The 22932-nt window shown below is 67.2% G+C and carries 26 protein-coding genes; 11 read left to right on the top strand and 15 right to left on the bottom strand.

Annotated elements, in window-relative coordinates; genetic code table 11:
• Positions 1 to 74: 74 nt before the first annotated feature.
• The 8 genes from KDK95_RS15895 to KDK95_RS15860 all read right to left on the bottom strand — a co-directional run bounded on the left by KDK95_RS15895 (position 75) and on the right by KDK95_RS15860 (position 7860).
• Positions 75 to 818, bottom strand: a complete 744-nt coding sequence (locus KDK95_RS15895) for a hypothetical protein (RefSeq protein ID WP_212518948.1) — start codon at positions 816 to 818, stop codon at positions 75 to 77.
• Entirely contained in the window at positions 815 to 1393 is a 579-nt protein-coding gene (locus KDK95_RS15890; protein ID WP_212518947.1) for a DEAD/DEAH box helicase family protein, read from the bottom strand. The genes KDK95_RS15895 and KDK95_RS15890 overlap by 4 nt, the downstream gene beginning before the upstream one ends.
• Positions 1390 to 2445, bottom strand: coding sequence for an AAA family ATPase (locus KDK95_RS15885; RefSeq protein ID WP_212518946.1), 1056 nt, complete (start codon positions 2443 to 2445; stop codon positions 1390 to 1392). The genes KDK95_RS15890 and KDK95_RS15885 overlap by 4 nt, the downstream gene beginning before the upstream one ends.
• 101 nt (positions 2446 to 2546) lie before the next feature.
• On the bottom strand, positions 2547 to 3281 hold the full coding sequence (locus KDK95_RS15880) for a B3/B4 domain-containing protein (protein WP_212518945.1): 735 nt from the start codon (positions 3279 to 3281) through the stop codon (positions 2547 to 2549).
• A 29-nt stretch (positions 3282 to 3310) separates the two neighbouring features.
• On the bottom strand, positions 3311 to 4738 hold the full coding sequence (gene tyrS, locus KDK95_RS15875) for a tyrosine--tRNA ligase (RefSeq protein ID WP_212518944.1): 1428 nt from the start codon (positions 4736 to 4738) through the stop codon (positions 3311 to 3313).
• 28 nt (positions 4739 to 4766) lie between these two features.
• A complete protein-coding gene (locus KDK95_RS15870; protein WP_212518943.1) occupies positions 4767 to 5678 on the bottom strand; it encodes an alcohol dehydrogenase catalytic domain-containing protein in 912 nt (303 codons plus the stop codon).
• Entirely contained in the window at positions 5675 to 6805 is a 1131-nt protein-coding gene (locus tag KDK95_RS15865) for a hypothetical protein (protein WP_212518942.1), read from the bottom strand. Before KDK95_RS15865 ends, KDK95_RS15870 begins: the two co-directional genes overlap by 4 nt.
• Positions 6806 to 6822: 17 nt before the next feature.
• Entirely contained in the window at positions 6823 to 7860 is a 1038-nt protein-coding gene (locus KDK95_RS15860) for a nucleotidyl transferase family protein (protein WP_212518941.1), read from the bottom strand.
• A gap of 304 nt (positions 7861 to 8164) precedes the next feature.
• On the opposite strand from KDK95_RS15860, the gene KDK95_RS15855 reads away from it, so the two are divergent.
• The 6 genes from KDK95_RS15855 (at position 8165) to KDK95_RS15830 (ending at position 13244) form a co-directional block, all read left to right on the top strand.
• A complete protein-coding gene (locus KDK95_RS15855) occupies positions 8165 to 9037 on the top strand; it encodes a radical SAM protein (protein ID WP_212518940.1) in 873 nt (290 codons plus the stop codon).
• On the top strand, positions 9034 to 9498 hold the full coding sequence (locus KDK95_RS15850; RefSeq protein ID WP_212518939.1) for a phosphatase domain-containing protein: 465 nt from the start codon (positions 9034 to 9036) through the stop codon (positions 9496 to 9498). The genes KDK95_RS15855 and KDK95_RS15850 overlap by 4 nt, the downstream gene beginning before the upstream one ends.
• On the top strand, positions 9462 to 10562 hold the full coding sequence (locus KDK95_RS15845) for a leucine-rich repeat domain-containing protein (RefSeq protein WP_212518938.1): 1101 nt from the start codon (positions 9462 to 9464) through the stop codon (positions 10560 to 10562). The genes KDK95_RS15850 and KDK95_RS15845 overlap by 37 nt, the downstream gene beginning before the upstream one ends.
• Before the next feature lie 91 nt (positions 10563 to 10653).
• Entirely contained in the window at positions 10654 to 11340 is a 687-nt protein-coding gene (locus tag KDK95_RS15840) for a class I SAM-dependent methyltransferase (RefSeq protein ID WP_212518937.1), read from the top strand.
• A gap of 3 nt (positions 11341 to 11343) precedes the next feature.
• Complete coding sequence (locus KDK95_RS15835; protein WP_212518936.1) at positions 11344 to 12270, top strand: glycosyltransferase family 2 protein; 927 nt, start codon at positions 11344 to 11346, stop codon at positions 12268 to 12270.
• Positions 12271 to 12428: 158 nt separating this feature from the next.
• Positions 12429 to 13244 carry a hypothetical protein gene (locus tag KDK95_RS15830; RefSeq protein WP_212518935.1) on the top strand — a complete coding sequence of 272 codons (816 nt, stop codon included), beginning with the start codon at positions 12429 to 12431 and terminating at the stop codon, positions 13242 to 13244.
• A 51-nt stretch (positions 13245 to 13295) separates the two neighbouring features.
• On the opposite strand, the gene KDK95_RS15825 is transcribed toward KDK95_RS15830, so the two are convergent.
• From KDK95_RS15825 to KDK95_RS15805, 5 genes are all read right to left on the bottom strand, one after another.
• Positions 13296 to 14135, bottom strand: a complete 840-nt coding sequence (locus KDK95_RS15825) for a hypothetical protein (RefSeq protein WP_212518934.1) — start codon at positions 14133 to 14135, stop codon at positions 13296 to 13298.
• 161 nt (positions 14136 to 14296) lie between these two features.
• Positions 14297 to 14842 carry an NUDIX domain-containing protein gene (locus KDK95_RS15820; RefSeq protein WP_212518933.1) on the bottom strand — a complete coding sequence of 182 codons (546 nt, stop codon included), beginning with the start codon at positions 14840 to 14842 and terminating at the stop codon, positions 14297 to 14299.
• 72 nt (positions 14843 to 14914) lie between these two features.
• Positions 14915 to 15514 (bottom strand): inositol monophosphatase family protein, encoded by a 600-nt coding sequence (locus tag KDK95_RS15815; RefSeq protein WP_212518932.1) that lies wholly within the window; start codon positions 15512 to 15514, stop codon positions 14915 to 14917.
• A 441-nt stretch (positions 15515 to 15955) separates the two neighbouring features.
• Positions 15956 to 16726 (bottom strand): hypothetical protein, encoded by a 771-nt coding sequence (locus KDK95_RS15810; protein WP_212518931.1) that lies wholly within the window; start codon positions 16724 to 16726, stop codon positions 15956 to 15958.
• A gap of 114 nt (positions 16727 to 16840) precedes the next feature.
• On the bottom strand, positions 16841 to 17269 hold the full coding sequence (locus KDK95_RS15805; RefSeq protein ID WP_249161379.1) for an NUDIX domain-containing protein: 429 nt from the start codon (positions 17267 to 17269) through the stop codon (positions 16841 to 16843).
• A gap of 550 nt (positions 17270 to 17819) precedes the next feature.
• Between KDK95_RS15805 and KDK95_RS15800 the strand changes: the two genes are divergently transcribed.
• From KDK95_RS15800 to KDK95_RS15780, 5 genes are all read left to right on the top strand, one after another.
• Positions 17820 to 18308, top strand: coding sequence for an asparaginase domain-containing protein (locus KDK95_RS15800; RefSeq protein ID WP_212518929.1), 489 nt, complete (start codon positions 17820 to 17822; stop codon positions 18306 to 18308).
• The gene (locus tag KDK95_RS15795) at positions 18305 to 18811 is read left to right on the top strand and encodes an L-asparaginase family protein (RefSeq protein WP_212518928.1); all 507 of its coding nucleotides are present in this window, start codon (positions 18305 to 18307) and stop codon (positions 18809 to 18811) included. The genes KDK95_RS15800 and KDK95_RS15795 overlap by 4 nt, the downstream gene beginning before the upstream one ends.
• Positions 18808 to 19227: a PCC domain-containing protein gene (locus tag KDK95_RS15790; RefSeq protein WP_212518927.1), complete on the top strand. Its 420-nt coding sequence runs from the start codon at positions 18808 to 18810 to the stop codon at positions 19225 to 19227. The genes KDK95_RS15795 and KDK95_RS15790 overlap by 4 nt, the downstream gene beginning before the upstream one ends.
• A 615-nt stretch (positions 19228 to 19842) precedes the next feature.
• Positions 19843 to 20466 (top strand): GNAT family N-acetyltransferase, encoded by a 624-nt coding sequence (locus KDK95_RS15785; RefSeq protein ID WP_212518926.1) that lies wholly within the window; start codon positions 19843 to 19845, stop codon positions 20464 to 20466.
• A gap of 69 nt (positions 20467 to 20535) precedes the next feature.
• Positions 20536 to 20946, top strand: a complete 411-nt coding sequence (locus tag KDK95_RS15780) for an Imm10 family immunity protein (RefSeq protein WP_212518925.1) — start codon at positions 20536 to 20538, stop codon at positions 20944 to 20946.
• Positions 20947 to 20978: 32 nt separating this feature from the next.
• Here KDK95_RS15780 and KDK95_RS15775 read toward each other — a convergent pair whose 3' ends face one another.
• Positions 20979 to 21776, bottom strand: coding sequence for a DUF1963 domain-containing protein (locus KDK95_RS15775; protein WP_212518924.1), 798 nt, complete (start codon positions 21774 to 21776; stop codon positions 20979 to 20981).
• A 308-nt stretch (positions 21777 to 22084) separates the two neighbouring features.
• Positions 22085 to 22477: an Imm1 family immunity protein gene (locus tag KDK95_RS15770; protein ID WP_212518923.1), complete on the bottom strand. Its 393-nt coding sequence runs from the start codon at positions 22475 to 22477 to the stop codon at positions 22085 to 22087.
• Positions 22478 to 22932: the final 455 nt, after the last annotated feature.

Here is a 22932-nt window from a genome sequence, read left to right as displayed (position 1 = left end):
GATCTGTTCGGCTCCTGGACCGCGGCAGCCTCGGCTTACTCTGTGTTGTGAACGCGATCGAGCGAAGTGCCGTGCTAAGTGATGGATAGCGCGGCGCATGCTCGGGTTAGAAGCTCGTGGCTTCTGGCTGCGCGGTCGGGGAGCTGGTCCAGGGAGTCTTGGATGGGGTCGACGAATCGTTGGAGTGCGTCGCTCTGCCGATCCGGGAGTTCGGTGTCGAACGCGCAGAGCGGGGTTGCCACAACGCCGGAAGCGCCCGAGCGCACTGATGCCTCAATCCTTCTGGAGGAACCGTCCCAGAGGTCGAATGCTCTACCCGCCTCTCGGCGAACATACGCGATCTCATCGGGGGCGATCTTGGCTAGCTTGCCGCCGCGCGGCAGAGCGTCAGCGTCGCGCGCAGTGGCGGCGAGGGTGGAGTCGAAAACGGCCTTACCGTACATGGGGTGGGAGTAGACGAACGCTCCGTCCGGCAGATTCTGGAGGTATTCGAGCGCGGCGGCCGGATCGTCGAGGCCGCGCATGACGCCCATCGGCGCGATGTGCCGCGCTGCTGCGGCTTCGAGGTCTTCGGGTACCCAGCTGCACGCTAGGAGCCGATCCGGGGTGGTGACTTCGAGCCACAGGTCGAGCAGATCGGCCCGCTGTTCGCAGGTAAGACGGTCACCGCGTGTCGTCGAGCCAGAGACGATGAACCGGTCTACCCATGTGGATGCCGCCCTCTCGGCGTAGCGGCGCGTCAGCTGGAGGTCGACGTCGCCGCTCGCTGTCGAAAGGTGCAGCGCGGGAACGACGATGGCGAATTCGGCGGCCGTCACAGCGGACTCCTCTGAGGTTGAGTCTGATCCGGCGCCGCGGCGACGAGTGCGTTGATGACGGTCGCGGCTTCGTCCGGGCGGATGAGCTCGGTGTCGATGCGGTGGGAGAAGTCGGTGTCCGAGGCTTGTCCGAGGTCGGCAAGCGTCTCGTCCCAAACACCGAGGCGGACATCGAGGTCGCTGGCGCCGCGGTTCCGAAGACGGTCGGCAGTGGTGGGCCTGGAGCACCAGAGAAGTACGGTGATCCACCGAATCGGGTAGCGCCTTACTGCATGGATGCCGGCGATCTGTCCGAGGTGGATGACGGGGATGGTGCCAGCCGATAGTAGGCCGGTGAGGTGGGATCGGTCGACCACGTAGGTGGCCTCGTAGCGCTCGTTCTCATAGAGGACCTGGTCAGAGGCCCGTAGAGCGTCGAGCTGCGCTGGTGTGGCCATCCTGTATCCGGTGGTCCGGCCAGGTCCGACCTTCAGGCGTTGGAACTGCATGTAGCTGGAGCTGAGCTGATGGAGCGCTTGGGCGACGGTGTCCTTGCCCGATGCAGGGGGCCCGTAGAGGATGATGCCCGTATTCATCGGCCGATCCGTTCGGACACTGCGCACGCTTCGTCGGCGAGCTTGACGGCAGCGTTGAGCGAGTTGTCGACGTAGAAGTGCGGTATCTGAGGGCGCAGCGCCAGGTCGATGGAACCGAGGTATTCGTCCCAGCGGTTGAGTTTCCAGCTGTCGCGTGCGGCGTCCCGCCTGTGGATGTACGTGTGCATGGTGTCGGTGTCGGCGCCGACCCAGACGACTTCGAGATGTACGTCCGACTCGGCGCATCGGTGAAGGAGCCAGCGCAGCCAGTGGATGTCCGCGACTTCGGCAAGGAAGGGAGCGGTTACCACTGTGGATACGCCGTTGTCGATGTTCGCGAACGTGGCATTGATCAGGCATCGGTACTCAACCGGTCGGACTTCGGTCCGGTAGAGCTCGGTGTGGCGGTCGTTGGGGTCGCCCCCCATCGAGGTCAGCATGCTCTCGACGAGCGGGCGGGTCAGTACGTCCTTGTCCAGCAGGGCCCAACTGGTGATCGCGCTCAGGAACCGGGCGAATTCGGTCTTGCCCGAACCGGCGAATCCCGCGACCAGGACGAGATTGGTGCCCCGGTGGCCGACTGCGCGTCGGTCGAGCCAAGCCTGCATGATCTGTGACTCGAACAGCTCACTCTCTGGCTGCGCGTCGTCCTCAGCGCCAGGCTTCTCGGCGAGTCCGAAAGCGCCGCGCAAGGATGCGGTGAACTCCGCGGCCTGCGTTTGTGGAACGACGGCGGGCGCGAAGGCGGCAGATGCTGGCTGAGTGAGCGGTCTGAGGCCGACGCCCAGGTAGTCGCGGGGAATCTGGAGGCCGCTGGCGATACGCACGTACACGTCGTAGTTCTCGATCCGCCGCCTGCCATTGGCGATCTCGCGGATGCGCTGCTCGCCAATATCAGTTGCCTGAGCTATCGCCGCCCAGCTCCAACCACGATTGTGCAGAAACTTGAACACAGTGCCGATATCGCGATCAGCCAGGATCTGCCGCATGCCGACACCGTTGACCTGCTCGTGGTCCCACCAGGCCGGATCGACGGATTGCCTCGCGATCAAAGGCCCCCCCGTGGCTAGGCTGGTTGACTGGGGTAATCCTATCGGCGCGCTCCGTGTATAGTCGAACCCTTTCACACAGGCAGCCGTCGATGATCCGGCGGTCACTCGTGAGCACGCGATAGGTCGATGCGCACTGACGGATCTGAGGAGGTGAGCACTGTGGATTCGGCGGTGCCGCCGCAGAATCGGCGCAGCAAGTCGAGCACCTGGGCCATGGCGCCCGCGAGATCGTCGTCAGGGACGGCGCTCAAGGCGTCGACGTTTATGACAGCGACTCGTGTGGCGTCCACGACCAGCGTGTGGTTGGCCTGCCGCCATGCCCACCGGCGGGTGAGCACGGTGTCGCCTTCGGCGAGGATGACCTCGCCGGGCCTCGGGGTCTCCGATTCGGTGGAGCCGAAGGCAGTGAAGTGCTCTCGGCCGGAAGCGATACGGAGCTCGATATCCCCGGTGACCTCGTCGAGCGAGTGGGCGCCGATGGGCATGAGATTGTGCAGACAGGCGAGCGTGCCGAGATCCACCAGCGAGCTGACGGAAGGCAGCTGATCGCCTCGGGCTGCCCGCCGGGCCAGCGCCTCAACCGAGGGCCGGAAGTCGGAGGGCTTGGAGCCGAAGGCGCGGAAGGCGTCGCGCCACGGTTCGATCCGCGGGTGCTGAGCGATCGTGGCCGCGTCGAGTTCCTTGTGCAGTCGCTCCTCCTCGGCGCGAAGCTCAGCGAGGAGTTCGGGGGCGGCCGGCCCGTTGCGCAGACCGCGCGCGATCACGACGCCACGCCGGTAGCCCGGGAAGCGCTCGAAGACCTCGTCGGAGACCGCGTAGCTGATGGTGGGGGGCATGCGACGCCTTCCTTGTGCCTGGGAGTTCTCTAGCGAAGCTCGATCAGGGCCCGGCCGCAGCGCAGGAAGTTTCGAGCGCCATCGCGCTCGACGACCGAGGAGTTGGCGGCGAAGACCTCGGCCGCGGCCGTGTTCGCGTCCGCCTCGGTCAACGTGACGGTTTCCTGCCCGCCGTCCGGCGTCTCGCTCACTAGACGCAGCCCGCCCCCGCTGGCAGTGCGCCGCAGCTGGTTCTGGCTCGGCACGAGGCCAGCGACCTTGACGAACAACTCGCCGACGGTCGAGGTGCCGTGCTCGCTGACGTCGATCTGGGGCACGTCCGGGGTGTCAGAGTAGCGCTTCTGGGAGAATTGGGCAGTGAAGCCTGCTCGGGCTTCTTCGGCGGCGTCGAGGCCGTGGATGGTGCTGGTCATCTCGGCGGCCAGGAGGGTCTTGACGCCCATCGGGTGCAGCTCGCGGCTGGCCATCAGCTCTAGCAATAGCTCGATCTCGGGGTCAAGCAGTTCAGTCAGCGTGCGCAGGTAGTCGGGCAGCAGGCGGTCGGCGGCGGACATGAGCTTGCCGAACACGTCCTTGGGCTCGAAGGCCAGACCGACGTAGTTGCCCTTGCTCTTGCTCATCTTCGCGCCGGTGCCGTCGGTCCCCTCGATGAGGCCGGTGGCGATGATGATCTCGGCCTTCTGGCCGCTGTTCTCCATCACGCGGCGGCACATCTGCATGTTCAGCAACTGGTCGAGGCCGCCGAGTTCGATGTCTGCGGTGATCTCCACCGAGTCCAGGGCCATGACGACGGAGTAGACGAGCTCTGCCATGGACAACCCGCTGCCTTCGGCCAGGCGGGTGCGGAAGTCTTCTCGCTGGAGGGACACCGACAGCGGCAGCTTCTCCAGCACGCCGATGAACTGCGGCAGGGTGATCGGCGCGAGCCATTCGCTGTTGAAGCGGAAGTCGGCCCGCTCGAAGTCGAAGAAGGGGGTGACCTGCTGCCGGTAGGTCGCGAGGTTGTGCTGAATGTCCTCGTCAGTAAGCGGCGGTCGGTCGGCAGTGCGCCCGGTCGGGTCTCCGATCTTCGCCGTGATGTCGCCGATGATGAACACGACACGGTGTCCCATGCGCTGGAACCGGCTCGCGATGATCATCGGTACGGCGTGGCCCACGTGTACATCGGCGGCCGTCGGGTCGATGCCGAACTTGACGATCAGCTGGCGTCCCTCGTCGCCTGCGGCCTGGAGGGCTTCGGCCAGCTGCGGAACGGAGGGAAGCAGTTGGGCGGTGCGCGCGGCGATCAGCTCGGCCTGCTCGGCCGGTGTGAGGTCCGAGAGGTCCATCGCTCGCCGCTCGGCCAGGATTTCGAGGATCGCGCGCAGGTCCGGGCCGGTGCGCAGGTCGGGCGCGGTGCGAAGGATCTTCATGAGCGCCTCGGAAGACGCGCCGAGCCGCGTGCTGGCGTTAAGCATGGGTGCTCCTTTTCAGCTGTGGAGGTCGTCAGTCGCGCCGGTCGGTGACGTAGACGGTCTTCAAGCCGCTGCCGCGCTCGATCGCGGGCGGTCTGGGATCGTCGAGAGACCAGCGGGGAGTGGAACTGATGATCGGCTCGAAATCGCCTGGCGCGGCAGCCAGCAGGGACAGCGCCGAGGCGAAATCGTCCCGGTCAGGACCGGCCCGGTACGCCTTGCTGCCGCGCAGCATCGACTCCTTTTCCAGGAGTGCGCGCACGGGAATGTCGGCGGTGGTCTGCTGGGCGTACACACCGAGAGCGACTACATGGCCCAGGGGTGCGACGGCTCTCGCCGCTACTAATATCGGTTCACTGCTTACGCCTCCTGCCGACTCCACTACGACATCGTAGTGGTTCGCGGGCAGATCTCGGGCCGTGACGACGCTGTTGCCGAAGGCGGCGAGCCGGGAGGCGCGGTCGCGGGACTTCACGGACACGGTTACGTGCCTCGCACCGGTGCTCCGGGCGACGGTGGCGGAGAGTGCCGCCATCGGGCCGTCCCCGATGACCAGCACGTTCGCGGCGCTCACGGGCAAGCCGTGGAGTGCGTGCAGGATGCACGCGAGTGGGTCGGCCAGGGTAGCCACGGGTGTGGAGACGTGGCCGGGGACGGCGTAGATCTGATCGGGGTATGCGCTCACGGTGCCGCTAAAGCCCCCGGTGCCGTCATCGTGCCGCCCGATGCTGCGGTCGGCCGGGCACTGCTCGGTCCATCCTCGCCGGCACATCGGACAGGTGCGGCATGGGTTCAGGGGCCGCACTGCGGCGCGCGTACCGTCGAGGGTGTGTCCGACGATCTCGTGCCCGAGCGACGCGACGGCGTAGCCAGCACGCCGCCGCGTCGTGTCGGACCCGCATACCCCGACCGCGACGACGCGGAGGGACTGCGGCGTGGTCACAGCCACCTTCCGAGGGCGCCGCGGTCTCCGCCGCTGCGCTGAACCAGCTGGGTCAGCGTGTTCAAGGCCGCTCCGCTGGTGAGAGCTTCGCAGGCGATCTCGAAGGCCGCGGGCACCGTCAGCGTGGTCGACCCCAGGAAGATCAGCGTTGCCGCGTTCACGGCGACCATGTCGGCCAGCGCACGGGTGGAGCGACCCGCGAGAATGTCGACCACAGTGCGGGCCTGGTCCGTAGCTGTCCCGTGCGCCGCTATCTCAGCGGTGCGGTACGGGCCCACGCCAAGGATCTCGGCCATGGCCAGGCGACGGGTCTGGCCCCGCTGCCCTCCTCGGACCCCGACGACGGAGGTTTCCCCGATGATGCCGACCTCGTCGATCCAGCGGATATTGTCCGGCGTTGACGAGACCACCAGCATGTCACCGGCATGGTAGCGGCGCAGGACTTCCACGGACAGGTCCACATCCGGGTGCGCGATGCCGTAAAGCAGATTGTCCGTCTTGATCGGCAGCAGCAACGCGGGGAAGCCCAGGGACAGCACGTGGGGAGCGAAGAAGAGCCCGCCGTAGGCCGCATCGAACCGGGGGATCATCTGCTCAATCTCGAACACGCCCAGATTGCAGCTGGCCATGACGTCCAGGGTTCGCGGAACCTCCGAGGTCAGATGGACGCCGAGGTTCTTGAGGGTGTCTGCAGACCCGGCGGCCGAGGATGTGGCGCTGGAGGCGCACTTGGCGACCTTGATCCCGGCCGCCGCCGCGACGATCGCCGCCGGAGTGGAGATGTTGGGCGTCTTGAGGCCCTTCTTGCCGCTCCCGGCGACTGCGACGACCTTCTCTCCGGTGAATGGGTGCTCCGGCCTGTCGGCGGGCCGCCGCAGATCCAGGTCGAACGCGGCGTCGATGACCCCAGTGGCCTCGTCGATGGTCGGATGCTTGGCCATGATGCCGTTGAGCAGCACGGCCAGCTGTGCGCTGCGCTGGCGGGGGTCCGCGATGGCCAGCACCTTCGTCATGTAGGCGCGGGCCTCGGTGTAGGTCAGGTTCTGCCCGGCGTTGAGCCGGTGCAGGAACGCGCCGAAATGCGGAGTGGCCTCCTGCGACGGTATGGATCCGATCAGATCCGCCAACACGGGCTCTCCCGGGGTCACCACTGTTCCACCACCGCAGTCAGATACTCGACCAAGTCGCGCTTGGCCCTCTTCCACCGCGCCGTGGCGCCAGCGCACTCGTGGACCAGCTCGATCGTCTCTTCGTACGAGTATCGAAACAGCTGGCACATCAGCTGGTAGCTGGGCGAGGTGTCGGGCGTGGAGGCAGCGTCCGACGCGATCAGATCGGCGATCTCCTGCCGGCTTGAGGCCACGCTGATCGAGGAGCCCGGGATGCTCTTGGACATCTTGGGATGCCCACCGAATCCACGTGCCAGTCTCGTGTAGAGGGACGAGAGGGTGAAGTCCGAGCGCAAGATGGTGTGCCCGTCCAGCCGCGACGCCACCTCGCGGGCGAAGCGGACGTACTGGTGCTCGTCGATGCCCAGCATGACGAGGACCGCGTCGAAGCGCTGCCCGAGGGTCACGAAGTCGGCAGCCATCAACACCAGCGACGCCTTGCGGCGGAAGGTCATCTCCTTCTCAACGATCCCCAACGAGGCGTAGTAGCCGTGGTTGTCCTCCTCGGCGGCTGTGAAGTCGCCATCCGAGATGTAGTGGCTCAGCAGGTACTGGTTTCGCAGCACCTCGGCCTCCGCGTACTGGCGGCGAATAACGCCAGCCTCCCCGTCAAAGCCCAGCGCGCGGCAGAACCCCTCGAAGCGTTCCGCCAGCTCAGCAGTCTCGCCGAGTGCCCTCCCCTTGCCGTTGTGCGCGTCGAGATCGCCGAGCACGATCTGACAGCGCTCTCCGGCCGCCTGGAGACGGCTGATCGCGAGAACCTGGGCGACCGTCCCCATGTGAGGGGGGCCGGACATCCCAAACCCGGTGGTGACGATCCTCGACGCCGCCGGCGCCTTGAGGTAGGCGTCGCAGCGGCGGTGGCAGAGAAACCGGGCATTGAGTTCCGCGGCCTCCATGCCGGCCGCGGCGAACGCGAACTGCTCCAGCTCGAACGAGTCGTAGCCGAACTCGCGGACTACGTCGCGGTAGTACTCCTCCGAAAAGATCACCGGTACCGTGCTGGTGGACATGGGGTCGTCCCGGGTTGAATCGCGCGCGGCCGTCATCATCGCTTCCCCTTCGTCGCTCGCTCAACGATTCCGATCAGCCTCGCTCACCGCGCATATACGGAACCAGACCACTGCGAACGCTCACCGTGACCGGGGCGCACCCGCGCACACCGGCGCCAAGGAGGGCGCACTCGCTCGGGAGCCAGCACCGTGAGGGGTCACAGTGCTCTGACGGCAGCCGGTCGCCCCGCCCTAGCTTGTGGATGTGATGCAACGGCAAACAGTGCGAGGGGAGGGCCCGCTCACCGAGCCCGAACTCCCGATCGTGCACGTCATCCTGAACACCGACTGCAACGCCTGGAGCATGAACCCGACCCCAGGCTCACCAGGCGTATGCCGGTTCTGCTACCGGGAGCGCAACCGCGTTGCGACCAACGCCGAAACCGTGACCCGCGTGCTGGATGTGATTGCGCATGAGTCGGCTGCCCGCAGGATGGTGTTCACCGGTGGCGACCCGCTCATGCCCTACGACAACCATCTCGAAGTCGCCCTGCGCCATGCGTCCGAACTGGGCTTTGAGATCAACGTCCACACGAACGGCCTGCTGCTGCGCGAGCGCTACGGGCGGATCCGAGAGTGGGTCGATGTCTACTCCTTGGCCATCGACGGCCCCGACGCCGCCACAGCAGACTGGTTCCGCGGTGACGGGTACTTCGCAACCTTCACTGACAACATCGCCCTCCTGGAGTCCGAACGGCGCACGGTCGCGTTCAACACGTTCACCTCCTCAACAAGCATCAACGAGCTGGACCGAATCGCCACGATGATTTTAGATGTGGCGTCGCGCACACCCGTGGAGTACTGGCTGATCTCGCAGTACCGCCCGATCGGCCGCGCAGACGCCCGCAAAGCTGCCCTGTACGGCTTCACCCCGGAGGACTTCAGCGCCGCCGTGGACTCCATCCGCGAACGCATGGGCCAGATCGCGGTGTTCGACCAGCCGACCCGCGCACCGGCCGACGCCTATCCGTTCCGCGTCTGGGTGCTGGCCGACGGCACCGTGACCGTGGACCTCGGCAGCGTCGCCGCCCCACGCAACGACGTTCTGGGCAACGCACTGGCCGACGGGTTCGCCCCGCTCGTGCGCCGGGCGCTGAGTCTGCGCAGCGCGCCCTACCACTCCGGGGACACCCAGTGACGAGCGGAGCCGCCTTGCTCGCGAAACGCACCGGGCTGGCAATCGTCGACATCGACGGCACGGTCTCCGACTCTCGCCCACGACAGGTCTACCTCGACAGGCCCGAGCCGGATTGGGCGGCATTCTTCGCCGCATCCGGCTCGGATGAACCGCTGCCCGAAGGTATCGCCTTTGCCCTGGAACTGGCAGCGACCGGCCCCATGATGTGGTTGACCGGAAGACCGGATCTGTACAGAGGGATCACAGACGAATGGCTGCGTGGTCAGGGCCTGCCACCCAAACCGTTGGACATGCGGCCGGACGGCGACATGCGACCCGCCGCGATATTCAAAGCCGAACGCATCGGCCAAATAGCAGCCGACAACGAGATAGGACTCATCGTGGACGACGATGACGAAGTGGTCGCGACCTTACAGGCTGCCGGATGGCCGGTGCATCACGCGACCTGGATGCACAGGTGAGCCCGGCGCTGCGCGTCGTGCACCTGCCAGCGCGCACCCCGTACGTCCGCAAGATCGTTTCGCCGGAGTTCTCCATACTCAACGGTGTCGGCACCGCACACGGCGTGGTCCCGGACGCGGTCACCGCGCAATGGCTCTTGGACCGTCGGCCGCTGGACTGGTTCGATGTCCTGCACCTGCACCACGTGGAGTTCGACGACCTCCCAGTCCTCGAACGGCTGCTGGCGGCGTGTGCCGACTCGGCAGTGCGAGTGGTGTACACCGCACACGATGTGACCCCGATGTTCTGCACCGCCGAAGACTTCGGCGCCCGCCTCGCCCTGCTCGCCTCCGCCAAGGTCGCATGGATCGGCCTGACCGCTGGTTCGGTATCCGCGCTGGGCGACCAATTGTGCGGCCTCCCGCCAGTCACGGTCATACCCCACGGGTACGTGGTCCCCCCGGACGAGGTGGCAGGGAAGGTACGCACCCGCGGGGACTTCGCGCCTCATTACCTGCTCTACGGCGCCCTGCGCCGGAATCGCGATCACCTTGCGACGATTGCCAACTGGAGCCTGAGCATCACCGATTCTGACGCCCGTCTCAGTATCCTGCTGCGCGCGCTCAGTCCCGCAGACTTCGAGCGACACGACGTATCCGCCCTGCTTGCGATCACGAAGTCCGATCCGCGCATTCACACGGCCATGCGCGCTTACCCTTCTGATGGCGAGATCGTCGATGCCGGCATCCAGGCCGACGCGCTGCTCCTGCCTTACCTCTTCGGAAGCCACTCCGGTCAACTCGAACTCGCCTTCGACCTGAACCTCACGCCCGTCTGCTCGTCGGTCGGCTTCCTCAAGGAACAGCACCGAAAGCACCGTGGACTGGTGAACGACCCCATCTGGTTCGACTGGGCGGAGGGGCATCCCTTCCTGTTCGGCGAGAAGTTCGTCGCGGCCCTCGAAACCGCCCACCCCCGCCTCGTCCACGGCCCGCGGAAGGACCCGGACCCCGACTTCCTCGACTACCGACGCGAAGAGCACCGCGACTTCCTCGCGGCCCACGCCGAGATCTATGCCCAGTGACGTGCAGCAACCCATCGAACCGATGACCAGCGCAAAGCCGGCCACCAAGGGAATGCTCCACTGACCGCCCCGCCGAAGATGAAGAAGGAAGATGAACACCGACCTCAACGGCAGCGACTCGATCGCACCGCAGCACTTCGGTCTACCCTCCGACTATCGCCAGCGCGCCCGCCCCGAGTACTTCGACGACGTCGACGATGGGGTGACCTGGCAGCCCGACGTCTACCCGTATGCGGCCGACCTCGCCCGCCAGCAGGGGCGCAACAGCATCATCGACATCGGCTGCGGGCGCGCCGCAAAACTCGCGGCCCTCGCCGAAGTGGAACCGACGTGGAACTTTACCGGGGTCGACTTCGGGCCCAACATCCAGTGGTGCTCCGCCAACCACACCTTCGGGCGATGGATCGAAGCCGACCTTGAGACGCAACAGGAACTGGCCATTCCCGCAGACCAGCTCGCCAGATCAGTCATCGTGTGCTGTGACGTTCTCGAACACCTGGTCAGGCCTGATAACGCGCTCGCACTCATGGCTGCGATGGCCCGCGCCGGGGGCTGCCAGATCGTGCTTTCAACGCCCGCGCGCGAGCATCGGGCAGGAGCGGGCTACATCGGGGAGCCCAGAAACCCGGCGCACATCCGCGAATGGACGAGCCGCGAGTTCGCCACGTTTCTCGCGATGCAGTCTTTCGAGATCCTGGACCACCAACTCACCCGAAGCGACGACGGCGGCGGCGGACTTACCACGCAACTGGTCACGGTCATCCCCTCAGGCTGGTGAACCGTGGCGTTGCCCTCCATCAGCATATGCATACTGAATTACAACTACGGGAGATACCTGGCCCACGCGATCGATAGCGCTTTGGACCAGCGGCCCGGCGACTACCTGCTTAAGGAAGTCCTCGTGATCGACGACGGCTCGACGGACGAGTCCCTGGAGGTCTGCGAGCGTTACGGTGGCAAGATCACCGTCCTGCGGCGCCCGCACGAGGGATTCGGCGCCGTCCTGAGCTCAGCGCTCCGCGCTGCACGCGGGCAGTGGATTGCGCCGCTCGACGCCGACGACTCGTTCACTACGGACAAGCTCGCCGCTATCGCGCCGGCGCTCACCGACGACCGTTTTCTCGTCCAGCACTGGGAACACGTCGTTGACGCTAACGAACGGCCGCTACTGACGAAGCCCCATCCAGGCGGCAACACCAGCACACTCCTGGTTAGACGAGAGCCCGCGCTGGACCTTCTCCCAGTCAGCAACGAGGCGTTCTTCCACGTCTTCGACTACCTCGGCTACGGCGCGAAGGTCACCGAGCCGCTGACGTACTACCGCGTTCACGATGCAAACATGACGGACCGTGCCAACCCCGGTGTCTTCCAGGACTACCTTCAGGGCGTCAATCTGGAGATCGCCACTCGCCTCCGAGAACTCGGCAGAGCAGCGCCGCCCTGGGCCGACCACCGGACGCTCAGGCGGCTAAGCTGGCATTTCACCGCCCTCGCCTGGGGGAATGCCCGCGAATCGGCGGTGCAACGCGGCCAGCGAGGAGTTGCGCTTGCGGCGCTTTCCAGCGAGGTTCGCGCGGCGCTCATGGCCCGTCGCGCCGCACACACGCACTGGCTCGGCGCGAAGAGCGCTGCCCGCATGCGCCCCACGGTAGTCGTGGGCCGACCGCCGCTGAGAGTCGAATCCGTCAACAGCAGTTCCGCGCCCTAGCTTGGTAGGCCAGCTTCACCTGCGGCCCTGGTGCTTCTCATCCTCGCGCCAATCGACATGGCGGCCGGCAACGACCACGAACCGGTGCATGCGGAGGTCACCCCACCCACGCCGACGCCCTCGACCTGCACAGTCAGGTTTCCGGCTGGCTTGATCACGTGGCCGAGCTCCTCGAGGGCCGCACGACGCTGGAACAGCGCAAGGAGTTCTTGGTGCGCTCCGGCTGGCTTTACCTGCTCGCGGGGTGCATCGAATACGACCTGGGCTGGCGAGCCCTTGCCGAGGCGAGCCGACAAGCTGTCCTCAGCCTGACCAGGGAGTCCGGAGACGGCCATGGTGCTGCGTGGGCTCACGAGATGGGAGCGTGGTTCGCGTTGACCCAAGGACGTCTGCGCGAGGTGATCGATGAGTGTGAGGCGGGCCGGTTGGCGGACTCGACCCACTCCGTCAGCGCGCAGTTCTACGCTCAGGAGGCCAAGGCACGTGCCCGGATGGGGGACAGACGCGCCGTGCTCGTCGCGCTCGAACAGGGCCGCAGGCATATAGACGGGCTCGCGCCCGACCGGGACACCCGCCATCACTTCGTCGTCGACCTCGCGAAGCAGGACCTCTATGCGATGGACAGCTTCCGCCTGCTCGGTGACGACGCGAACGCCGCCGTCCACGCCCGCGAGGTCATGCGGCTTAGCCGCGGGCCGGACGGGGCCGAGACGTCGCCGATGCGGGTGGCTGAGGCGAGGCTGCCCCTCGCGGTGGCCGCTTGCCGGTCCGGAGAGCTCGAGGAGGCAGCCGCCCTGGGCATCGAAGCCCTCGATGCTCCCCGGAAGTCGCTTCCGAGTCTCCTGTTGGTCGCGGGGGAGCTCTCCCGCGAGATGACCGTCCGATACCCGCCTGAATCCGCCGCGCGCCCTTACCGGGAACGGCTCGCGGAGATCATCCGCGCGGACCCGCCGGCCCCGGAATCGCTCGCCTGAAATCCCCGCTCACGCCTGTGGCCCGGCGGCGGTTGCTGTCGCGGCGCGCCGTCAATCTCGTACCCAGCCCTGTGCTGTATCTGCGAGGTTCCACCAGGAGACGAACCGCGCATCGGTCGACTCCAGGTGCCAGCGCGCGCTCAGCGCGTCGAAGAACGCGTCGTCACCGGTCTTGCCGCCCTTCGGCTCTCCGATGTAGACGAGCCTCGCACCGTCGGCTTGTTCGAACCGCGTGAGCGTGTCGGAGGCCATCGTGTTCCCCCAGCCGGGCGGCCAACAGAGAAACAGCACGTCCTGCGACCGGTTCTCGCCGTCAAGCGCGTCGAGGTGGCTCACGGGGTGCCACACGTCTTTCACGCCGGGCGTGTGCGGAAATGACACATTTTCGATCGCGTCCGGCGGCTCGAGGTCGAATGCGTCGATCGTCAGTCCTGCTCGGGAGAGCAGGGCTGCCCAGTAGCCCCTGCCCGCGCCGATCTCCACCATTGGTCGGCCGCCGCAGAATCCTGAGATCCATTCGATGGTCTCGGGGGACGGAACGGGGTAGGCGTATGCGGACTGCAGGTTCATCTGGGCGAGGGCGAGTTGCGCGCTTCCTGCGGGGTTGCCGCCGTTCACGACCCTGCGGCCGTTGTGCTCGGTCACGGACGGCGCGACGATCTCCCAGTACGGATTGGAACTCGCGCTCGGGCCGGAGGTCATGTAGTGCAACAGGCGCACGTCGAACGCGAAGGCTTCTGCGTCCCCGAATGTATGAGGCATTCTGGCGGCCGCGGTGAAGTACTCGGCCACGCTGGGGAACTCGCGGCGAAGCAGGCTCTCGTCTTCGAGCCACGCGATCAGCTGATCACGACGATCCGGAGTCAGTCCCAGCTCGTTCACGAGGTCCACAGCGACCTAATCTAGCGTGCCCGGGTGCGGTCGTCGCGGAGGACGTCCCCGTCTGGCCGCAGCCCTCCACGCAGGGTGAAGCCGTGGGGAAAGGGCTGGCGCGTTGCCGATCGGCGGGATGCGATGGAGCCCCGGCCGCCGGTGGGAACGGTCGTCTGCGCTTACAGCCGCGACGAGGAGGAATGGCCGGCGAGGGGGCGACCGAATTGTAGATACTGCGGATGGCCTGCTTTGACCGCTTGGACGCATGCCGCGAGGCGCCGGTGGAACGAGGGCTTGACCCGCGGTTCGATCTGTTCAAGCGTCAGGAACCAGCAGGCCGAGATCTCCCCGTCCCGGAGTTCGATGCGCGACTGGTGCTCTTCGGGCAGGATCCCGCCGTCGAAGACGAGCATCAGCCCGTCGGGCCACGGTCCGTGCGCCGGAACCCAGTCCGCCACCAGCAGGTCGCCGATCGCAGGCTCGATGCCGAGTTCCTCGCGTACCTCCCGCGTGCACGCGTCGTAGGGCGACTCACCGTTCTCGGCGAGCCCGCCGGGGATCTCCAGCGTCGGTTTGTAGGTTGTCTCCACCATCAACAGCCGGCCGTCGGTATCGCGGAAGAGCGCGCCGGCGGCGACTCGTTTGCGCGGTAGCCGCGCGGCGATCCCCGGATTGAACTCGCGCTCCGGCTCACCCTCGGCCAGAAGGTCGTCGATCAGCGACACGGCCACCCGCCTTCGCGCTCGAGGATCGCCACCGATCCAGCGTTCCATACGATCGGTGCGGCGGGTAGCCGGTCATCGGCTGGTTGCCTGAAGGAACCAGGTGACGGTTTCAGGTCGGCCCATCACGGTTGAGGAGAACATCGGCGTGGCCGCCGACAGCAACGGCGGGCCGAGCGGAAGCTGGGCGCCCGTCTCGTCGCAGTCGCGCAGGCCGCAGGCGCGTCCAAGCGCGAGTCCGGCCGCGCCGTCCCACAGTTTCTGCTCGCGTCGGGCGAACAAGGCGAACCCCGACAGCGACGGATCGGTCAGTCTCGACAGATCGACGGCTGTGCGGAGCATATCGAGCGTTTGGGAGGTCGTCCGGGTCTTGAGCCGGTATCCGGCGGCCCGGGCGATCGGGTCCACCGGGTGCGCGGGTGCACCTGTACTTCGGGTGACCGACAGCCACCGCTCGTCGCACGAGGTGGCTAGTAGCGTGCCGGGATCGCCGTTGACCGTGATGCGCGAGCCTGCGACATCGGCCGTGACCAGGTTCGGTGTCCGGTCGCGGCCGAGTTCGGGAGCGAGAACGAACGCCGCCGAGGGCTGCCAGTCCTCCAGCAGGCACACGACGCTGCAGAACTCGATCCCCTCTGTCCGAACGAATTCCGCGGTGCCGTCGATCGGATCCACCACCCACACCCGGGCCACTGGCTGCTAGGACCTCCGTGCGTGCACGGCTGCGCTGGTCCTCTTCCGCGATGACGACGGCGGACGGCTCCATGGCCCGGATGGCTCCGATGATCGAGCTCTGGATCTCGATATCCGCCTCTGTCAACAGGGTCTTGTCGGCCTTGACCGCGATGGGAAGCTCTGCGATGCGCTCACGGAACCGGATGAAGGCGGGCATCAGGAGCGCGTTCAGGTGCGTCCAAAGCTCGTCGGGCGCGGTCACGCGCGCACGCTGATCGGCCGTGCTCATCCCCTATCCTCGCTCTCGCAGCGGTGTTGCGGAGTGCTGAGAAGACACTGGCGGTGGCCGCGGACAGGCGTTTCCGGTGACGTGCGCCGGGCCGACGCCCGGCGATCAGCGTGTCGCGAACGGGGCGGAAGCGCGTGCCTGCTGCCTGACTGCTACGACGTGGAGGTTCCCAGCGGGTCGCAGTTGTTATCGACGGTGTCGATGTCATTTTGGAACGTGTTGAGCTCAGCGTCGAATGCCGCAGGGGCGGGCTTGCTCATGTGCGGGTTCGCCTTGACGTAGGCCACGATCGTGTTGAGGTCGTTCGCGACGGTTTGAATCTGGGTCTGGAACGCTCCCGGCGGCGTGCTGGCCGCGAGGGAATTGAACTTCGGCTGGAATGCCGTGAAGACGCGCAGGCCGTCCGCTTCGTTTTGGATCTGGCCCATCTGGCTGATCAGGGGCTGCTCGATGGCGAGGAAGGCGGGGCAGACCTGGTTCGTCGTCAGGAGGTCGCTGGAGTCTCCCGCGGTGGCCGAGGAGGTCTGTGCGCCTGCTGCCGGGGCCGACTGGCCGGTGGCAGTCGGCGATATGCCGGCTGTGCTCGCGGTGCGGACGCTCTGGCTCGATCCGCTTGGTTTCACGGCGAAGTAGATACCGAGTGCGCCGCCGATGACCGCGAGTGCCGCGATGCCGCCGATGATGACGGGCCGCTTTCGCGTGTTGCTCGGCGCGGGTGCGGCGGCGAAGTGCTGATGGGCGTAAGGGCCCGGTGGCTGCTGTACCTGCCCTGGGTGGGCCATCGGCTGGGTGGGTCCGGGCTGGCCCTGGTAGTACGGCTGTTGGCCGGGCGCGCCCTGCTGCGGAGGCTGCCCCCACTGATCAGACATGATGATTCCCCCGGTGTCGAGTTCATGCTCTGACTCGATGCGTCGAGCCGACACTCTACCGCTATCGCGGCCGCGCCTTCGAGCCGGTGCTGCGGCTCAGGCTAGGGATGCGAGCTGCAGGTCGGGTGAGAGTTCCTTGTGCTGGATGCAGTACCCGGATCCTCGGCTTTATCCGAGATGTTGGCCGCCGGAGGCCAGGTAGATCTCGTATTGGGCCAGGCGCAGACGCATCGAGCGGTCCATTTGGAGTCCGGGCAGTTGATGCAGTTCGGTCCACTGCACCTCGCTCGATTCGCTGCTCGTGGCTGGCTCGCCGCCGACGGGGCGGGCCGAGAGCACGATGGAGAACTCTTGACGCACCTCGTCGTTGCTCGTGTAGTGGATCAGGTGGCGTGGATCGGTGTAGATGCCGATAAGGCCGGTGATCTGGCAGTCGATACCGCTTTCTTCGCGTGTCTCGCGGACCGCGGCGTCGATCATGGATTCGCCGAGGTCGATCGCGCCGCCGGGCACGGCCCAGTTGCCGTTGTCGGTGCGGCGGATGAGCAGGATCCGTCCGGCATCGTCGGCGACGACGACGTTGACGGACGGGACCATGCTGGTGGCTGCGGGGGCGGTCGGGTCGTCGAAGTAGTCGATCCTTGTCGCCGTCACGGTGGTCTCCCTAGGGTTCGCCTTGCCCGATGCATGAACAAAGTTCGCGGTCGTGCGGAGGACAATCTCACACCACCTGCTCGGCGCGGGCAAACGAGGCGCGCGTGGGCCTGAGCGAACCGGAGATCGATGCGTTAGGGCACGATGTTCTTCGGCGCGGGCGCACGGCCTGGCCGCGAGTCGCTCAGCGCGGGCTCGGGACCGCTCCACGTTCGGCGGTCCCGGACACTTCTGGCCTGCTCGATGAGCCCACGCGGCAAGTACGGTGGGAGCGAGGTCGGCACCGAGTCTTGCAGGGAAGGCGCTCTTGCTGGATCGCCGGTAAGGCCGGTGCGCCGACGCACCCTGAGCCGCACGGCACCGAAAGGTTCTTCCGGCGTGAATCGCCCTGGCTCACGCGACCGGCCGGGGCGCCGCGTGCCGGTCGGTAGGCTCGGTCTCGGCGGTGACCGAAAGGGGCACGAGTCGCGTCCCCCAAGTTGAAAGGCCGGCAATGCCCGATCAAGATCCGAAGCGGGTGGCCGTGTTCAGCCTCGGCGGCACGATCTCGATGACGACCCAGGCTGACGGGACCGTGGCGCCGGCGCTCTCGGCCGAGGAACTTCTCGCGGCCGTGCCGCAGCTTGCCGGGCTCGGTCTTGACCTGGAGGTAGACAGCTTCCGCCAGTTGCCCGGCGCGTCGCTCACATACGCGGATCTGTTCGCCTTGGCGGACGCCGTCAACGAGGCGATCGAGCGGGGCACGTGCGGGGTGGTCGTGACCCAGGGCACGGACACGATCGAGGAGACGGCGTACTTCCTCGAACTCGTGCACTGCGGCCTGGCTCCGGTCGTGGTCACCGGTGCGATGCGCCACCCGGCCATGGCCGGTGCCGACGGCCCGGCGAACCTTCTGGCCGCCCTGCAGGTCGCTGCTTCGCCGGTCACGCCGAAGCGCGCGCTGGTGGTGTTCGCCGACGAAGTTCTGCCGCGTCCGCGGTGAGCAAGACGCACAGCACCAGCGTGACGGCGTTCGTCTCCGCGCCGGGCCCGATCGGCTATCTCGCCGAGGGCGAGCCAGTCTTCCACGGCTCGCCGGCTAACGCACCGAAGCTGTTGGATCCGGTGCGCCGAGATGTGCACACCGCGCTGGTCACGGCGAGCGTCGGCGACGACGGCCGTCTCCTGCCCGTCATCGGTGCGCACGTCGACGGCCTGGTCGTGGCCGGCTTCGGCGCTGGGCACGTGCCCGGCGGCTACGTCGACGAGCTCGAGAAGCTGGCCTCGCGCATTCCCGTGGTTCTGGCCACCCGTACCGGCCGCGGTCCGGTGCTGCGCCGGACCTACGGCTTCCGCGGCTCCGAGTCCGACCCGATCTCCCGCGGCGTGATTCCCGCCGGCACCCTGACCCCCATCAAGGCCAAGGTGCTGCTCCACACCGCGCTGGCAATCGGTACGAGCAGCGCGGACATCCGCGCACTGTTCGAGGAAGGATGCTCCCGTTGAAAGCCGCTGAACTGACCGTCGGGCGCACGTTCGGCGTCACCTTCGAGCACGGCGAGGACTTCTTCGAGAGCCTGGCCGCGTTCTGCCGCGAGCACGGCGTGCGCCAGGGCTACATTCCGAGTTTCATCGCCGGTCTGGCCGAAGCGCCCGGGCAGACGGCTCGCATCGTGGTACCCGAGGCCGTAGTACGCGGCGGCGACCGGGTCGCCCTTGCGCACGCCCACGTGGAAGATCTCAGAGCGCGGCGTTTCCTTGATCGCGGCGAGGCACGCGTCGCGGGCCTCTGGATCGGGGCGCTGGGATTCAAACATCTCAGTAAAGCGCCGAGTGGCCTGCGACGGGACCGGATACGTGTAGCCGGGCTGGGCCGTGAGCAGTTCGCACCGGTCCATCTCCTGCCACCAGTCGAGCCCTGAGTCCGCGGGCAGCGGCTCGAACTCCGCGGCCGGCACGGTGGTGCGCAGCCGGTCGACGGTCACGGGCGCGGCGGTGCCGACGATCCAGTATCCGGTCGAGCTCATACCGCGTCCCCCGAACGGCAACCGGCAGCGGCATGTATCAGGCAACGACGCACGCCGCCGCCGGGAGGGCCCGGGGGAGAGAGCAGTGTTGGGTACCTGCGGATGATCTCGCGCAGGCCCGGGTCAGCTGGCTCATTGCCGTCAACCGTCGCGCTGAGCGTCTCCCGGCGGCGCAGCCGCTTGCCGTTGGCCGGCGCAGGCGCACCCGTCTCGTGCGTGCGCTTCCGGGCGGTCGCCGATGGCATGGTTGAGCGCCGCATCCGACCCGGTTGCGTCAAAGGAAACCCCTCCTGCCCCGATGGAACCCGCGGTTACTCTAGAGCCACGAGATGTGATCTTACGGCAGGATGACAACGAACGGCTCAGTCAGGCGGCTGTTGCTGCGGGGAACCATCGCGGCGAATTCTGGCCGTCTCCGTGCCCAGCGCCTTTGGGCGCCAGAGGTCCGGATCACCCGATGGTGCCGAACCAGGCGGTTACCGTGGAGACTCGGCGATGTGGAGGGGGCAGATGGTGAGTAGGGACCGCTCGGCGAGCCTGCGGCGCGATGCTGCGCGGGTTCATCTTCGCCGTCTGACAGGCGACGGCGCGGGCGAGATCGAGCACTGGTTCGACCATCCCTTCGCCCGCGCCTACCTGGGCGATCGATCATGGATTCACCGCGAGGTCGTCCTGCTCGCACAGCGCCCGGGTACCGTCCATCGCGGCGCGCGCGTGCTGCGCTCGTATGGCTGGATCGTACTGGATCACGCCGAGGTGCCCGTTGCCTACATCGGCGGCGACGTCTATGACCGGTGGGTGCGCTACCACGGCGAGAGCGCAGACGGTCCGATTCTCTCCGGCGCCGAGCACCGCGCGGCCATGGCGCTAACATACCTGGTCGACCCCGCCCGGTGGCGACGCGGCTACGGCCGGGCCGCCCTTGGCGCCGTGCTCGATCACCCGGAGGTCGCTGATGTCGAGATCTTCTTCCTCGGCATCGACGTCGCCAACCACGCAAGCCGCGCGCTGGCCGAAGCCGCCGGATTCACCCTGGACGAGCCCGCACCGGACTTCGAGGACATGCTCTACTACCGCCGCGATCGGCAATCCGCGCCGCTCGCAGCGCATCGACGTGCACCGACCGCATCGTGACCCGACTACCGTGCGACCGGCGACGCGCGGTCGGCGCCCGCCCAGCCAGGAACTGAGATGAACGCTCCCATGTCGCCCGCCGGATTCGACTCGGCCACCCACGTCACCATCGAGGAGAACCAAGACGCGTTCACGCTTGCCCTGTCCCAGGACGAGACCGGCGAACGCGGCTATCTCATCCTCCAATGCTCCATCAACCCGCCGAGCTCCGCCGACACGGCGGCGGGCCTCGACACCTACTGTCTGCTCGATCAGGACGGGGCCGTCCAGTACGGCGGCGTCACCCGTGCCGTGCTCGAAGACGGCCTGCTGACCTTATCCCTGATGAGCGAAGCCTCAGGCGAACTCGGCGTTGACGACGGCACGGACACCATCGTGCTGGCCGTGCCGCCGCTCGATGCCGACCGCGTCGCCGAAGCGCTGCGGCGCATCTTCACCTATGGAAACCCCGGAAGGCGCCCGGACCTTACCGGCATCTGAAACCGTGCGGCACCGCGCGCCCCCGGGCCACGTCAGCACGACTGCATGATCGCGCGGGCGGCCGTGAGATCGCCTGCGGCGAAAGCGCCGGCCGGGATCGTGAAGTAGAGCGTGGCCGCATCTCCCCAGCTCCAGCCGAGCCTGGCATCCTGCGAGAGCTGGAGCAGGTGGACGGCGGGGCCTTCCGCATCTCGAGCGGTGACCGTGTTCCCGTAGGAGGTGTCCGGCCAGCCGAAGGCGGTGTGCCGTCCGCCGGTGTTCCCGTCGTGCCCGCGCATCACCTCCAAGATGACCGCGGGCGCGCCCCAGTACATGTCGGTGTCGAACTCGATGTCCCCGTCCTGGACATCCCAGCTGTCGGGCAGCATCGCGACTGCGGACGCGTGTACAGGCGTGGGCGGATAGGCGCGTGCCGGAGCGGGCGCGGCCACCTCCACAGCCAGCGCGGGGTCGGCCGCGACGACGCGGGCAGCGTGCGGGCTGGAGAAGTCCAACTGCCGCCAGGTCTCGAACGGCACGTCCGGGTCGGCGTAGAAGAAGTTGAGCAGTCCCCGAGCAGTTTCCGGCAGCGGAGCGTCGAGCCGGTCCGCAAGGATGCCGGTGTCCAGGACGGCGAGCAGCGAGAGCGCGAACCCGTCGATGCGCGGCCACGCGGTGCCGGGCTCGAGCAGCGCGGGCCCGCCTAGCCGGCACGCTCCGCTGGCAGCGGCGTGTTCGGTCGGCTCCTCCAGTAGGAAGCCGCGACGGGCCAAATCCGCGAACTGTGGCCTGGCGCGCTTGCCGAGCCGTTCCACACTCAATCGCAGCACGGCGTCGTCGTCGAAGTACACGTCCAGATCCTCTCACGCTGCTCGTACGGTCCATCCACGCCGACCGCCTCCGCCTGCGTCGGTACTCGACGACGCGGCTGGGTCGGCCGCAGTGAACTCGCTGTTTCGCATAGGGTCGGTATTGCGCCTCGGAGTCCGCGTCGGTGTGCGTGGAACTTTGGATCGGCGACCCCCTCGCTGGACTCATCGCCCGGCGAGTGTGCTGCGGGCGAGCGTGGCAGCGTCCTTGCGGTCCATAGATCTTCAAGCCGGAGCTCGTGTGCGCGTGGTTACCGCACTCGCGCACGGCGGGGCCCTCCATCGGGCGATCAGTGAGCACTGCCTGCGTGCGATGGCGGGGCCGGGTCGTGGTCGCGGAGGAACTGCGTGAAAGCGCGCAGGGCCGTGTCTCGGTTCACCAGGTCGCGGCGGGCGAATTCGGCGCGTTGGCCGCCGCACACCATGACGACGGACCCCTCGGGCGCGTCGGGATCGGTCACCTGGAAGATCTCTTCGTCGATGGTTTCGCCGGTCACCAGGTAGAGTTCTGGGCCGCCCGCGGCGGCGATATACGCGAACGGCTCGTTGTGAGTGAGGGTGACCTCGGTGCAGGTTTCGCCGTCCAGGCGCGCGATCGCGGCGCGGACGGTCTCGAGGCAAGGCCCGTTGATCTCGTCGCAGTCGGCGAACGGGCCGTTCCACGTACAGACGGTCAATATCACGGCAGCTCCGCGGTTCGAGGACGGCGACGAGATCTTAGGGCCGGACTCCCCTGGGGGATGACCTCGGGTTCATTCGAACTGGTTCCCTCTCAAGCCAGACCGCGCGCAGGATACGCGTGTGCCTGGCGGTGCGGGAACCGGGCGCCTCGTGACTGCGGAGGTCGTCTCGGAGCGTATGGGAGGCTGAGGTGGCGATGTGTTAGCGGGTGGGGAGGTTGATGGGCATGCCTGGTGATCCGTGCGCGGCGCAGTGCCGGAGGGTGTCGGTGCACGCGCTCGTGCTTGCCGTGGCGGCGGTCTTGCTGGTTCCGGTTGAGCTGGTCACCGATGTCAACGGCGGCTGAAAACTGACCCCCTGGCGCCGGTCGAATCTTGACCCCCTCGTGTGAATGTTCGTTACTGCTGGTGGCCGGCTGAGGCGGGGGTGGCCCGGCCGAGGTCGCGGTTTCTGGTGC

It is taken from the genome of Actinospica acidithermotolerans (genome assembly GCF_018139625.1).
GTDB classification, from domain to species: Bacteria; Actinomycetota; Actinomycetes; order Streptomycetales; family Catenulisporaceae; genus Actinospica; species Actinospica acidithermotolerans.
Note: the sequence above shows the minus strand (reverse complement) of the source record. Positions and strands in the feature narration are given on the sequence as shown.

What these genes read in the sequence shown, in the direction of transcription:
- tyrS (WP_212518944.1), bottom strand. Translation starts at nt 4,738, where the DNA reads ATGCTTAACGCCAGCACGCGGCTCGGCGCGTCTTCCGAGGCGCTCATG.
- KDK95_RS15785 (WP_212518926.1), top strand. Translation starts at nt 19,843, where the DNA reads ATGGTGAGTAGGGACCGCTCGGCGAGCCTGCGGCGCGATGCTGCGCGG.
- KDK95_RS15890 (WP_212518947.1), bottom strand. Translation starts at nt 1,393, where the DNA reads ATGAATACGGGCATCATCCTCTACGGGCCCCCTGCATCGGGCAAGGAC.
- KDK95_RS15780 (WP_212518925.1), top strand. Translation starts at nt 20,536, where the DNA reads ATGTCGCCCGCCGGATTCGACTCGGCCACCCACGTCACCATCGAGGAG.
- KDK95_RS15860 (WP_212518941.1), bottom strand. Translation starts at nt 7,860, where the DNA reads ATGTCCACCAGCACGGTACCGGTGATCTTTTCGGAGGAGTACTACCGC.
- KDK95_RS15880 (WP_212518945.1), bottom strand. Translation starts at nt 3,281, where the DNA reads ATGCCCCCCACCATCAGCTACGCGGTCTCCGACGAGGTCTTCGAGCGC.
- KDK95_RS15805 (WP_249161379.1), bottom strand. Translation starts at nt 17,269, where the DNA reads ATGGTCCCGTCCGTCAACGTCGTCGTCGCCGACGATGCCGGACGGATC.
- KDK95_RS15800 (WP_212518929.1), top strand. Translation starts at nt 17,820, where the DNA reads ATGCCCGATCAAGATCCGAAGCGGGTGGCCGTGTTCAGCCTCGGCGGC.
- KDK95_RS15840 (WP_212518937.1), top strand. Translation starts at nt 10,654, where the DNA reads ATGAACACCGACCTCAACGGCAGCGACTCGATCGCACCGCAGCACTTC.
- KDK95_RS15845 (WP_212518938.1), top strand. Translation starts at nt 9,462, where the DNA reads ATGGCCGGTGCATCACGCGACCTGGATGCACAGGTGAGCCCGGCGCTG.